At 56.7% G+C, this 13,409-nt stretch carries 12 protein-coding genes; 6 read left to right on the plus strand and 6 right to left on the minus strand.

All coding sequences use genetic code 11. The features are described from left to right. Nucleotides 1-43: 43 nt before the first annotated feature. Complete coding sequence (locus JSS95_05115) at nucleotides 44-1,591, minus strand: hypothetical protein (protein ID MBS1799188.1); 1,548 nt, start codon at nucleotides 1,589-1,591, stop codon at nucleotides 44-46. Between the two features lie 52 nt (nucleotides 1,592-1,643). Beyond that, entirely contained in the window at nucleotides 1,644-3,236 is a 1,593-nt protein-coding gene (locus JSS95_05120) for a PQQ-binding-like beta-propeller repeat protein (protein MBS1799189.1), read from the minus strand. Between the two features lie 279 nt (nucleotides 3,237-3,515). Here JSS95_05120 and JSS95_05125 point away from each other — a divergent pair, with 279 nt between their 5' ends. The 3 genes from JSS95_05125 to JSS95_05135 are packed head-to-tail and all read left to right on the plus strand — an operon-like array spanning nucleotide 3,516 to nucleotide 6,501. Beyond that, nucleotides 3,516-4,643, plus strand: coding sequence for a c-type cytochrome (locus tag JSS95_05125; protein MBS1799190.1), 1,128 nt, complete (start codon nucleotides 3,516-3,518; stop codon nucleotides 4,641-4,643). Nucleotides 4,644-4,650: 7 nt separating this feature from the next. Beyond that, entirely contained in the window at nucleotides 4,651-5,430 is a 780-nt protein-coding gene (locus tag JSS95_05130; GenBank protein MBS1799191.1) for a carboxypeptidase regulatory-like domain-containing protein, read from the plus strand. A gap of 3 nt (nucleotides 5,431-5,433) precedes the next feature. Then, entirely contained in the window at nucleotides 5,434-6,501 is a 1,068-nt protein-coding gene (locus tag JSS95_05135; GenBank protein MBS1799192.1) for a beta-propeller fold lactonase family protein, read from the plus strand. Here JSS95_05135 and JSS95_05140 read toward each other — a convergent pair whose 3' ends face one another. Next, nucleotides 6,502-7,296: a zf-HC2 domain-containing protein gene (locus JSS95_05140; GenBank protein MBS1799193.1), complete on the minus strand. Its 795-nt coding sequence runs from the start codon at nucleotides 7,294-7,296 to the stop codon at nucleotides 6,502-6,504. It abuts the gene before it with no gap. 11 nt (nucleotides 7,297-7,307) lie between these two features. After that, nucleotides 7,308-7,808, minus strand: coding sequence for a sigma-70 family RNA polymerase sigma factor (locus tag JSS95_05145; protein ID MBS1799194.1), 501 nt, complete (start codon nucleotides 7,806-7,808; stop codon nucleotides 7,308-7,310). Between the two features lie 196 nt (nucleotides 7,809-8,004). Here JSS95_05145 and JSS95_05150 point away from each other — a divergent pair, with 196 nt between their 5' ends. Both JSS95_05150 and JSS95_05155 read left to right on the plus strand, forming a co-directional pair. After that, nucleotides 8,005-8,685, plus strand: a complete 681-nt coding sequence (locus JSS95_05150; protein MBS1799195.1) for a response regulator transcription factor — start codon at nucleotides 8,005-8,007, stop codon at nucleotides 8,683-8,685. Then, nucleotides 8,682-10,151, plus strand: a complete 1,470-nt coding sequence (locus JSS95_05155; GenBank protein ID MBS1799196.1) for a HAMP domain-containing histidine kinase — start codon at nucleotides 8,682-8,684, stop codon at nucleotides 10,149-10,151. The genes JSS95_05150 and JSS95_05155 overlap by 4 nt, the downstream gene beginning before the upstream one ends. Here the strand turns inward: JSS95_05155 and JSS95_05160 are convergent. After that, nucleotides 10,148-11,194, minus strand: coding sequence for an aminotransferase class I/II-fold pyridoxal phosphate-dependent enzyme (locus JSS95_05160; protein MBS1799197.1), 1,047 nt, complete (start codon nucleotides 11,192-11,194; stop codon nucleotides 10,148-10,150). The genes JSS95_05155 and JSS95_05160 overlap by 4 nt on opposite strands. 36 nt (nucleotides 11,195-11,230) lie before the next feature. Beyond that, nucleotides 11,231-12,457 carry a radical SAM family heme chaperone HemW gene (hemW, locus tag JSS95_05165; protein ID MBS1799198.1) on the minus strand — a complete coding sequence of 409 codons (1,227 nt, stop codon included), beginning with the start codon at nucleotides 12,455-12,457 and terminating at the stop codon, nucleotides 11,231-11,233. A 125-nt stretch (nucleotides 12,458-12,582) separates the two neighbouring features. On the opposite strand from hemW, the gene JSS95_05170 reads away from it, so the two are divergent. After that, entirely contained in the window at nucleotides 12,583-13,344 is a 762-nt protein-coding gene (locus JSS95_05170) for a DUF1223 domain-containing protein (protein ID MBS1799199.1), read from the plus strand. Nucleotides 13,345-13,409: the final 65 nt, after the last annotated feature.

Below are 13,409 nucleotides of genomic sequence, written 5' to 3' on the forward strand. Positions count from 1 at the left end.
TCCAGTTGCGATGGCCCGGCCCCTACACGAGCCGCATGGAGGCCTAGTGTTCTATTCCAATTCCAAAGGAATAGAGTGTATTGTCGTGGGTGACAAAAAACACATGGCCATCGCCTACCGAGATACCGGCCATCTGCGCATACGTCGGAATCTCCTTGCTGCTGGAGTAGAGTTCCTTACCGCTCGCGCTATCGAGTACCGACAGCCTTGCAGGAACCTGCGTGTTGCCCTGTGCCAGCGCGATCACGAACCCATTGGCAACCACCGGCGGAGCCGGATTCACCATGTCTTTTGAGACCCATTGCGGCGACAGCGACAGCTTCCCGCCCTCATCTTCTACCTTGAATGCCGCTACGCTGCCATGTGGCGCTGCGCCATCCTTCGTCGCAAACTTCGCTGAGGTGCTTACGGCCCCATGCACCGATGCAAACACCCACGCCGTTCCCGACGCTGCATCCTGCCACACCGACAGAGCATCGGGCGCTGCCGTAACCGCGCTGCCGCCTAATGCCGCTTCAGCAAGTGTTGTGTGATGATCCGCTCCACCCGGAGCTTTCGCATCCAGCAGTACAAGCCCCCCGTTCTTACCTGGAGCGGCTACCAGTTTCCTCTCTTTATACGTAAAGGCAACGGGAGTCACGTTGCGCAAAGCGCCGCCTGCATCGTACCAGCCCTTCACCTTCGCATCCGGCGACACAGCGATCACGCTGTTGGCATGGACACCGGCGGCTTCATCACTTGCCCCTTTGCCCGTTACAACAATCGCAGCGTCATCGCTCAGAGTCGGAGCCATCGTCGTCAGCAGCGGCACACTCTTCGAGTCATACACCGAGACCGGATAACTTGCCGTCGTCATGTCCACCATATAGAGCGCGTTCTTCGCGCCTCCGCATTCCGCCGATGTCGTCGTGTAGATCACCTTGCCGTTGATGCCCAACCCCTTGCCCGTCCCGACCTGCCCAGGTAGAAACTTCACCGGCTGCGCAAAGTCAGCGCCAGTCGTAACGACCTGCTCGTGCAGCATTCCGTCGGCAGCCAGCCAGTACAGGCCCTTCAACCCAAAACCTCCGCCTCCCGCGGCAACACCCACTCGCCTGTCGCCAACGGCCAGCGGTCCCGCCGGAGCTGGCGGTCTGGTTCCCGGCGCGCGGCGCGCGCCAAAATTGATCACCAGTGGTGGCTCCATCGTCATCGCCATGTTGGAAGCGCCGCACGCGGATGGAGCAGTATCAGAACGTTTCTTCCATAACACCTTGCCCAGCTCTGAGTCGACAGCGTAGACGTTCTGCCTGTCCGACCAGATCACGAAATCCTTGAAGCCCTGGGCATTGATGAGCCGGAAGATCAGCAGCGGCTCACTGTAGGAGCGAAAATCTCCTGACCCGTTACCAAGCTTCAGCTTCCACAAAAACTTGAAGTCCTTCGCCAGCGACTCCTTCGTAATGGCATTCTCGTTCTTCTGGAAGCCAGCCCTGCCCGCATCGTTACGATAGGTGGTCCAGTTCCCTGCATTTTGCGCACCGGAGACAGCCACCGAAAAAAGCGTACCTGCCACAGTCAGGCCGATCGATACCTTCGACGATCTTTTCATACTGAAGTAGTCCTCTTATCCAACTCTGTCGAATCCCTGTCACTCGAATTGCTTACTTGATGCCGAAGCAGTAAATCGTTCCGTCGAACGAACCAAAGATGATCTTGCCGTTCGCAATCGACGGGCCTGCCTGGTGCAGGAACGAGGTCACCTGGTCGCCGCTCGAATACAGCTCCTTGCCTGTCTGCGCATCGAGGATGAACAGCTTCGCAGGAACCGATCGCTTGATACGGTCCTGCGCGCTGTACAGCCCACCCACGGCATCGTTTGTCTGGCCCGTAAATTCGCCGCCAGCCAGTTCGACAATCAAACCATTCGCAACCACTGGAGGCTCCGCGGTGGTCATGTCTGTCGACTGCCACACCGGAGTCATCACCGTCTTGCCGTTCTTCTCTTCCACCTTGAACGCCAGCACACCGCCGTTCGGCGTATCGCCGTAGTTGATGGGGAACTTGAATGTGGTCGGCCCGCCATTGGGGGCCAGCACCCACTGCGTCCCCTTCGCATCCTTCCACGCGGCAAAGCTTCCCCATTGCCCTTCAGTCTGGAAGTTCACGTTTGCGTTCGCAATCAGCTCCGACCTGTAGAGTGGCGTCATGTGATTTGCTCCGCCCATCGAGCGGCTGTCCATCAGATAGAAGCGCCCTTCCTTGCCCCCCCCCACGGCGATATCGCGTCCTTTGTACTCGAACACCACCTGCGAGGAGTTGATATCGAGATCGCGTTGCGTCAGCCACTTCCAGTTCGACGGCGTGAAGTAATCCTTCAACGTCAGCGTGTCGTGTGAAAACGTATACGCCTGGAACGTCGTCGCCAGCAGACCCTTCGCCGGGTCGTACGGATGATCGCCGGATGAGAAATAGATCGTGCCGTCGTTTCCGACCGCCGGTCCCGCCGTTCCCCATAGTCCACCCTGCGGCGGCTGCGACTGCGTGACCTTCTTTGTCACGGTGTTGTAGGCATACAACGCGTTTGCAATACCACCACATCCCTGTCCCGTGATGGTGTAGACCACGCCGTCCACAAGATTCAGGCCGTACGGCTTGCCATACACACCTGACAGAATCTGCACCGGAGCCTGTTTCTCATCGCCAGTCGAGGGGTCGAGAAAGCGCAGGTAGCCATCCGGCGTAATCAGGTACATCGTGCGTTCGCCCTGTCCCGCGGGTGTGATCACAGGATTCGCCGACAGCGCATTGGTGCAGATAAATCCGCGCCCCTCGCCATCCTCCTGCGGCTGGTTCGACGCCCACGTCAGCTTCTTCTCCCAGACCAACTCGCCTGAATTGACATCGAGCGCAAAGACCTGATCCCTGCTGCCTGCGATCAGCGCGAGCGTCTTAACGCCACCCTTGGTCTGAATGCCGTTCACGATCAGCGGCTCGCGAAACGACTGCATGCCCATCGTCCTGTTATCGACCTTCACCTTCCACAGCAGCTTCACCTGTCCGGCGTTCTGCGGAGTGATCTTCGACTCATCGCGCTGCCACGCGTCGCGCAGCTTGTTGTAGCTGCTCGTCGTCCACTCAGCCGAGCTCTGGCCAAACAGCCTTCCCTGGAAGGCCGTTGCCAGAAAAAGTCCGGCCAGAACGGCACACCCTGCGCCTTTTGCCCTCCGCGAAAACGCGCTGTGCTTCATCTCCATAGAACGCTTCCTTGTCGATTCTTCGGTCGAACTTCCGGATAAGGTTTGGTTGACCGCACATGGCAAAATGTCGGCCATGCGGGGTGCTGAGGCTGAAAATATGAGACGTCTCATTTCGTCGAGGATATTATCGACCGTAGATCGGTTCTGTCAAGAACATATTTCCTGCGAGCGATCTGTGGCGATTCATCCATCTGTTTCGTCAAACAGACAGAGTGGTCGACCACCGATCGTCCCGTTTTACCCACCATATGTAGTTGAGTACCATAAAGACCTGACATGCCCGCGGCCACCTTAAAGATTCCAGGCATTCCCCTCCCCGCAAGGCTGCGTGCTCGTCGACACACCTTCACTTTCCAATTATTCCTATCCTTCCTGGCTTCGGCAGCCCTGCCTCTCGCAGGTTGCCATGCAAAGATTCCGGAAACCCCGACAGGAAGCCCGATCAACGTTCATCCACCTCTCGGGCTTCCGCCGGTGCCCATCCCTGCCGGCAATCCACCTACGCTGCAGACCATAGCACTCGGGCGCCAGCTCTTCTACGAGCGACGTTTATCAAAGGACAATTCCCTCTCCTGCGCCTCCTGCCATAACCCGAAGCTCGACTTTACCGACGGCCGCAGAGTCGCACAAGGCGTCGGGGGAGCGACCGGGGTCCGCAACGTCCCTACTGTCCTCAATGCGGCATATCTTCCGCTGTTGTTCTGGGACGGACGTGCCCACGACCTCGAACAACAGGCTGGCAGCCCCATTGCCGATCCCATTGAGATGAATCAATCGCATAAAGTAACTGTATCCAAACTGGCGAAGGACCCGGCTTATCGAACAATGTTCGCTGAGGCCTTCGGAAGCAGTGACATAACGATTGGGAGGGTCGAAAAGGCACTGGCCAGCTTTGAGCGCACAGTGCTGAGTGGAAACTCGGCCTTTGACCGGTACCAGTACGACGGCGACAACAAGTCCCTGTCGCCTGCACAGCAGCGCGGCCTCGCCATCTTTATTGACCCCAACAAAGGCAACTGCTCCGCCTGCCACACCATCGATCCCAAGCATGCGCTGTTTACTGACGGCAAATTCCACAACATCGGCGTAGGGGTTGATGATGAGGGAAATCTGAAAGACCTGGGCCGTTACAACGAGACACACATTGACTCGGACAGAGGGGCCTTCAAAACGCCAACCTTGCGCAATGTCGCGAACACGGCACCGTATATGCACGATGGAAGCCTTCAGACACTGAAACAGGTCGTCGATTTCTATGCCGGTGGAGGAAACTCCAACCTGCATCTCGATAAGAACATCAAAACGATCAAGCTGTCCGGCCAGGACCGAGCTGACCTTGTAGAGTTTTTAGAGTCACTGACCGGCGAACTCCCTCCCAACGTTGGGCCTCCTGAAAAGAGATAAGCGCTCTATGAAAAAGACACAATTTGCAATCTGCCTCTCCCTCTCCTTTATAGTTGCGTGCTCTGGCTGCTCGCGTAACCTCTCTCAGAGTGCCCCGAAAGAAGCCACGCCCCAACCTCCGCAGTACTTCCATGTTGATCCCGCTACAGCCGCGGAGATCGCTGGCAAGGTATCTTACATCGGACCGAAGCCAACACCGAAGAAGATCGATATGAGCGAAGATCCTGCCTGCGTCTCGGCACATCACGGCCAGGCGTTCGATGAATCGCTGATTGTTGGGCGCAACCACTCTCTGGCAAACGCCTTCATTTACATCAAGAGCGGTCTTGAGGGAAAGACATTCGAGGTTCCGGCGACACCTGTCGTCATCGATCAGAACGGCTGTTGGTTCCATCCGCATGTGATGGGAGTCCAGACGAACCAGGTGGTGAAGATCGTCAACTCCGATCCTGTAACGCACAACATCCATCCCATGGCCGAGGTCAATCGCGAATGGAACCACAGTCAGGGGCCGGGAGATCCTGTGCTCACCCGAAAATTCGTCAAGCCTGAGATCATGATCCCAGTCAAATGCAATATCCATAGCTGGATGCGCGCGTATATCGGCGTTCTCGATCACCCCTACTTCGCCGTGTCGAAGGACGACGGCACCTTCAAGATTCCAAATCTTCCGCCAGGAACGTATACGCTTGCCATATGGCAGGAGAAGCTAGGCACCCAGGAGCAGCAGATTACAATCGCTCCCGGACAACATGCCGTCGCAGACTTCACCTTCAAAGGAAAATAGATCATGCGCTTTGCCTTGAGTTCGCGTTGGATGCTGGCAGGTCTTCTCGTTATCGCCGGCTGCAAATCACAGAGCACCACTCCCGCGGCCAAGGAAGCAGTTCCAGTCGCGTCCGGTGCGCCAAAGATCTACGTCACCAACGAGGTCTCCGGCGACCTTTCCATCATCGACAGCGGCAATTGGAACGTCCTGGCAACAGTTCCTCTCGGCAAACGACCTCGCGGCATTCACGCCAGTCCCGACCAGAAGACGTTGTACGTTGCGCTCAGCGGAACTCCCATTGCCGGTCCTGACGTCGACGAGAGCACCCTGCCGCCACCGGACAAAAGCGCCGATGGCATAGGTGTCTTCGATGTAGCGACGAATAAGCTCGTCAAAATCATCAACGGAGGATCCGATCCCGAGAACTTCGACATCAGTCTCGACGGCAAACAGCTCTACATCTCGAATGAAGACATCTCCGCCGTCAGCATCATCGATATTGCGTCGGGATCGATCGTCAAGACGCTCAAAATTGGAGCGCAACCGGAAGGTGTGAAGATAACGCCAGATGGCAAGCAGGTCTACGTAACTTCGGAAGAGACCAGCGAAGTTGCCGTACTCGATCTTGCTGCTGGAAAGATCGTATCGACGATCAAGGTAGGGCATCGCCCAAGAAACATCGCTTTCATGCCTGATGGCAAGCATGCCTATGTCAATGCGGAGAACGATGGAACCGTTACGCTGCTGGACACTCAGAAGCATAAGATCGTCAAGACAATACAGATTGGGCAGGCCGGGCTGATCAAGCCGATGTTCGTGCTGCTCTCACCCGATGCAAGCCGCCTCTACGTCAGCACGGGACGTGGCCACAAGGTCTTCATCGTCGACACGGCAACGAATGCCATTCTAAACTCTGTTGAGGTGGGGCAAAGGCCATGGGGCCTCGCGCTCTCACCCGACGGCAAAACACTCTACTCTGCCAACGGGCCTTCCAACGACGTCACTGCTGTCGCATTGCCAGACGCGACCGTGATCAAAAAGATCAAGGCGGGAACCGGCCCCTGGGGGATTGTTGTCCTGAAGAACTGATCACACGGGCTTTGTCGTGTGGAAGTACTTTTGATATGCGACGATCCAGTTCGTCGAGATGTCCCTCTGCGCTTCGGCAAGGTCAATTTTGCCATCGCAGACCATCCTGTGCAGGTGACGCTCCAGCGCATCCTTCGCCTCGGCATTCCATTGCGAGGAGTGATAGGGCTGCGGCCAGAGATTATGAATGTCATTCGTTCCGCCCAGTTGCGGATTGATCAGGTAATCCACCTGAAACTCCGTCCCTTGCCGCTCGCTGGAGACTCCGTATTCGTGGAAGACCTTCTTTTGGATCGACGAAGGAACTGCCGGATCGAGATCGTCATCGTCCTGTGCCATACACAACTCCTGTAGCGCAACCTGCCGGACAACGCCAGGCGTCAGCCCTCTATCTGGCAGCATGGCCATCGCGCTTGTGGGCCGAGAACTGCCAGATCCAAATGTTTTGCCAATCCCTGCGAGGGCCAGTGCAATGACAATGACCGCGGCTGCCATCTGCGGAATACGTCTCCGGACGATCAACCACCCAATTGGACTTGTATGACGTTCTTGTTCTGCCTCAAGCAACTTCACCATCAATTGCTCACGTACCGCTGCATTGCCATCTGTCTGTTTTGACCGTGCGAAGAGGTCCCTTAGCTGCACGGCACTCCGATCGATCCCGGACATCCTGTGGCGGCAATCTGAACACTGGTGAATGTGCAGCTCAATTCGGGTCATCTCGGCAGGAGGCAATTCTCCATCGATATAGCGAATGGCTTCAAGTAGGACGACATGCTGTTCACTTTTCTGCATGATGACCTCCGCTAAATCTCAATCAACTTGCCAAAGGATCGCGATAGCGATTTGTGCACAAACCCAAGAGAGACGTTCAACACACTCGATATATCTCTATACTTCAACCCCTCTGATCTCAACTGCAGACAGAGCCGATCCATCTCAGGCAACGTAAGAAATATATTCTGCAGCCTGCGCTGCTGCTCGCTGAACAGCACTTCATCCTCGGGGCTGAAGACGGCAACAGGAATCCCCTGCTCCTTCCAGCCCTCTGTTCGTCCCGACAAGGCATACAAAGTCCTGCGCTTGAGTGCCAGACGATGTGCCACACGGAATACCCAACCCGCCAGATTGCTGCGCGGTTTCCCTGCTTTCAGGTGCCGGAATAGCGCAAGAAAGGTCTCCTGAATAACGTCTTCCGCGTCCGGGGGCTTCAGACCAAGTGACGCGACATATCGCAGCAACCGTGGACGATATTCTTCGTGGAGACAGAGCACCTCACTCTCTGGCGATTCGTCGCAGTCGCGCAACTCGCCACTCAAGAGCGTTTTGACTGATGTAGCGAGTGAGTTAGTCATACACAGGTCTCTTCCCCGAATTTGACTGCGTAGTCCCACGCTGAATATGTAGCCTGAAAACGCTGTCGATCGCTTGCGGCGATAAGCTGAAAATATCATTAAGGTGATCTTAAGTATTGCTTGTGATACTTAAAACCAGGGCTGAACGATGCGGGTTTTATTGGTCGAAGACGAGCAACGGCTTGCAGAGAATGTCGTGGCAGCACTGCGTGAGGTCGGTTTGGCGGTCGATCACGCTGGAGATGGATCCACGGCGTCACTTCTCGCGGACCAGGACGTCTACGACGCCATTGTCCTGGACCTGATGCTTCCCGGAAAGAGCGGCCAGAAGGTACTCAGCGATCTCAGGCAGAGGGGATTGCACACACCAGTACTGATTCTGACGGCTCAGGAAGGCAAGGAGTCAATTATTCAATTGCTCAACGCCGGCGCCGACGATTATCTTGGCAAGCCATTCGATCTCGGAGAACTCATCGCGCGGGTCAAGGCGCTTATTCGCCGGGGAAAGGGCAAGGCAACCTCAGTGCTGGCGATGGGAGAGATTGAGGTCAATACCGTTAACCAGACCGTTCATCGTCACAACCAGCCAATAGAGCTCTCACCCACCGAGTACCGCATATTGGAATACCTGATGCACCGTCCGCGTGCAGTCGTCTCAAAGCAGGAGTTGCTGGAACATCTTTACGATTTTGATTGGGAGCATCACTCCAACGTCATTGAAGCTCACATCTCCAACCTTCGAAGAAAACTCAACCGCGCCGACTCCGAACCGCTGATCGAAACGTTACGTCACAGAGGCTATCGCCTCCGAAGCGGGGACGTATCGTGAAAAACGGCCTCATCTCGATTACGCGCCGCCTCGTACTGACCGTGCTGGCGCTTGAAGTTCTCTCTGCACTCGCTCTTATTACCGCAGTGGCTGTTCGCGAGCGGCACCTTGAGATGAAGGCATTCGACGCAACTCTTGTGGGCACTGCGGACTCCCTCATGGGAGCAGTACAGGACGCGGAAGATGAGCACGACAATGTACTCCTCGATCTCCGTGATATGCACCTCAACAAAAACGCGATCTATCGCGTGGTAGACGAAAGCGGAAAGGTTCTCGGATCTCAGGGAGATGTGGTTACTGCTTTCAGTGGCTATTCCTCATCTCCTGGATTTCACAACGTTACCGTTGCAGGGAGACATTACCGCCTATATGTCATCCACGGAGTTCGCGTCATCGACCCTGGCGCGCCTACAGGGGGTGTCACGCATCACATCAACATCCTTTACGGCATGCCGTTCGGGCGTGTATGGCACGAGGTCGTGGAGGCAATCCGCTTTTTCATTTTTGCAACGGCCCTCCTGCTAGGCATCACGACAGTTGTCATGCTGTGGTTCATCAAGAAATACCTCTCACCCTTACATGAACTGGCTCGCGAGGCCGATGGCATCAGTTCGAAGAACTGGACGTTCGAGGCTCCGTCCAGTGCCAGGAACACCGTGGAGCTCCGCCCGCTTACGGACGCTCTTGAGGCTGCGCTGGCAAGGCTGCAACGCGCGTTCGAGCAGCAGCGGCGTTTTACCAGCGATGCCGCGCACGAGCTGAAAACCGATGTTGCCATCGTGAAGTCTTCCCTGCAATTGCTCTCTATGCGCAGGCGAACTCAAGATGAGTACAGCCACGGTCTTGCGCTCAGCCTTGAAGATTTTGCGCGCCTTGAAGAAACCGTGCAAAGAATGCTCACGCTTGCCCGCCTGGAACAGTCGCCGGACGATACTCCCCACAGCACTTCCGCCAACTGCTCACTGAGCGAGGCCATGGAGGAAGCAATCCATCAAAGCAGCTATTTGGCCCGGTTGAAGACAATCGATATTGTCTTTACCTCTGTCACAAATACTGTGGTGCCGCTCGACCATCGTGACGCTTTATTGTTGTGCTCCAACGTCCTTCTCAACGCGTTGCAACATTCCAGCAAAGAGAGTTCGATTCACATTGCGCTTGAAGCTGAAGCCGGGAACATGCTTCTGACGGTTCGCGATCATGGCGAGGGTGTTCCTCTTGAAGACCTGCCCTACCTCTTCGAGCCGTTTTATCGTGGCGACCCGTCACGGAGCCGAAAGAGCGGAGGAACAGGGCTCGGACTTTCTATCTGCAAAGCCATATGCGAGCGCGTAGGTGGTGCTATACGAATATCCAACCACGACGATGGCGGGGTCGTTGTAAATGTCACGCTTCCAGTTGTTGTCGCGCACACAGCCGAACCTTCCGCCGTCCCCCTCTCACCAATCAAGGTGCCTGGCCGTCCCTAGAGCTTTGCAGACGGGAGACTTGAAAGCTCCTCCGTCACAATCCCGGCGGCAAGCTCACACATCTCTCCGCTCACATCGAGGTGTGTCACAAATCTTACCGAGTGCGGACCAACAGCGCTCGCAAGCACCCCCTTGCCCTTCAACGCAGAACAGAAGGCTGCGGCATCGTAGCCTCCTCTCAGGTTGAAAATTACGATATTCGTTTGCACTGCGTCCAGGTCAATCTCTACGTTCGCTCCACTCGCAACCGCTTCAGCAAGAATCCGCGCATTGGCGTGGTCCTCTCCCAGCCGCTTCGGCATCTCATGCAGGGCAAGGAGCCCAGCCGCTGCCAGCACTCCTGCCTGCCGCATCCCGCCACCCAACGCCTTGCGAAACGAACGTGCTCTTTCGATCAATTGGGCCGTTCCCAATAGCATCGAACCCACCGGCGCACCGAGCCCCTTCGACAGGCAGAACATCACCGTGTCGAACCCTGCGGTGAGCTCAGCAACGCTCGTACCCAACGCGGCAGCCGCGTTAAAAACTCTTGCGCCGTCCAGATGCACCGGGAGTCCGGCCTCTTCCGCGCCGCGCCAGATCTCCTTCATCACTTCCAGAGGAGTCACCGTTCCGCCTGCCATGTTGTGCGTATTCTCAATGCACACCATGCCTGTAGGTTGCCGGTAATAAATCTTCGGGCCAATGGCGCGGCGAATCTTCTCCCAGGTCAGGACTCCTCGTTCCCCCTCAACCGTCCGTGGCTGGCAGCCGGAAAACGCCGCCATCGTCGCCATCTCCCAATCCATCACATGTGCCCGCGCCTCGCAGATAACCTCCTGCCCATGCTCCGTGTGCAAACGAATGGCGATCTGGTTCCCCATCGATCCAGTCGGAACAAAGATTGCTGCCTCCTTCCCGAAGATTCTGGCAGCGTCACTCTCCAGTCGGTTCACCGTTGGATCCTCGCCGTATACATCGTCTCCTACTTCAGCTTCCGCCATGGCTTGTCTCATGGCCGCTGTAGGCCTCGTTACCGTGTCGCTGCGAAGATCGATTGTCATGCCCGCCTCTCTCCTCCCAAAGTGCAGGAGCTACACCTACGTCGCTACAGCAAGCAGCAGCCTGCTGAAGACTTCGTTCGAAGCCATGCGTCCACGCGCCGTCAATCGAACACACTCGCCGTCGATCTGCACCATGCCTGCTTCCCTCGCCTCGAGTACCGCTGGCATTACGCTCTGCACCGAAGCAAAGCCAAATCTCTCACGCAACACATCGAGATCGACTCCTTCGTTCAATCGAAGCCCAAGAAACAATGACTCCTCAAAGGATGCATCTCGTCGAACGGCCTCGTGTTCTGGAGTCTTACTGAATGGCAGCAGTGACAATACCCCGTCCGCGCTCCCCATGTAGGTATTCAAGTTGTCAATGTTCTGAAAACGAATCGCTTCCCCTTCGTGCTTGAGCCGCGGCAGCATTGAATGCGCATCAAGACCGAAGCCCAAATAAGGCAGGCGCCTCCAATACTTCAAATTGTGCTTCGACTTACGGCCTTCACACGCAAAATTCGATATCTCATATTGCCGAATACCGGCTGCGTCAAGCATCTCGCAGCTTCTCTCGTAAAATGCAGCTGCCTCGTCCTCCGAAGGCATTACGTCCGCGCCGTAACGCACGCCGCCAGAGATCACCTCGCGTCCCAGTCGCGAGTCCTCGTCGATCTCCAGCATGTACACGCTCACATGGTCGACTCCGCAGGCAATCGCCCGCTGTACCGACTCGCGCCAACTCGCCTCCGTCTGGTGCGGCAGGCCCGCAATCAGATCCAAGCCGATCGAGTTCACTCCTGCCGCACGCAGCCGCGCGATCTCCGCCTCGCACTGCGCGCCGGTATGTAGCCGTCCCACCGCCGCAGACTCGCGGTCCACAAACGATTGCACTCCCAGGCTCACGCGGTTCACACCCTGCCACAGCAGTTCCGTCAGCGTCTTCTCTTCAAGCTGCCCGGGAGCACACTCCAGCGTTGTTTCCGCGCCCGCGGTCACATCGAACGCATTCCGAAGCGCAGCGAAGATGCGCCTGAACTGCTCGTCCGAAAGAAGACTCGGGGTTCCGCCGCCGAAGTAGATCGAGTCCGCCTCGCGCCCGAGCTCTGCCTCCATCCGCTCCGCGCGCTCTCCCGCCCCGCGTATCTCTTCGCACAACCGGTCGACATAACCGTCCATCCTCCCCGGCGCAAACGCATCCGAGGCAAAGTTGCAGAAGCTGCACTTCGCCTTGCAGAACGGCACCGAAAGATAGAGTCCTACGCGATGATCTGCCGTCACAACAACCTCACCTGCTATTTTTTCACGGACACGCTTTTCTTTGTGACCAATAACCTCGTGCTCGAATCCAACAGGTCGATAGAATCGTCCACGAAGGTCAGGGACGATTCGAAAGGACTCCAGGGATGTCAGCAGCTCTTCGTCTCGCAACCGTTGCCATTGCGTTACTTCCTCTCGCAGCCTTTGCCCAGTCCCGCACTCCTGTTCTCGTCGAACTCTTTACATCCGAGGGATGCTCCAGTTGTCCACCTGCCGACAAGCTTCTGGCAGCGCTGAAGGCCCAACAGCCCGTCAGCGGCGTCCAGGTCGTCGTCCTTGAAGAGCACGTCGACTACTGGGAGGGTCTGGGCTGGCATGATCGATTCTCCTCGCCCCTCTATACCCTGCGGCAGAAAGGCTATGCTCCGCGGCTCCGGTTCGACGATCCGTACACTCCGCAGATGGTTGTCGATGGCTCCTTCCAGTTCACCGGCAACGACCCATCCAAGGCTCTGACATCCATCGCCAAAGCAGCGGAGTCGCCCAAGATTCCCCTTGATCTCGCAGCGCCGACGATGGACGGAAAGCACGTCGCCAGCTCCGTCTCCACATCGAGCAAAGATCCCCTGCCTCACGACGATCTCTATGCGGCCCTGGTCGATCTCACCGACTCTACCGACGTCAAGGGTGGCGAAAACGGAGGTCACCACCTTGACCACGTCAACGTCGTTCGCACCTTTCAGCGCATCGGAAAGCTGCAGGACCTCGCCAAGGGCCCGGTCCCGTTTCGCATCTCGGCGCCCTCTGAGGAATCCGCGTCACATATGAACCTAATCGTCTTCGCCCAGATCTCCGATCAAGGCGCCATTCGTGGAGTCGCAACAGTCCCTGCACAAAAACAACCTTAAGATTTTTCTATAACGACGCACGAGATGGCGGAGCGCACCGCCCCTCTCGTCACATCGATAAGCTC

Source organism: Acidobacteriota bacterium, from assembly GCA_018268895.1.
In the GTDB taxonomy this organism is placed as follows: Bacteria; Acidobacteriota; Terriglobia; order Terriglobales; family Acidobacteriaceae; genus Edaphobacter.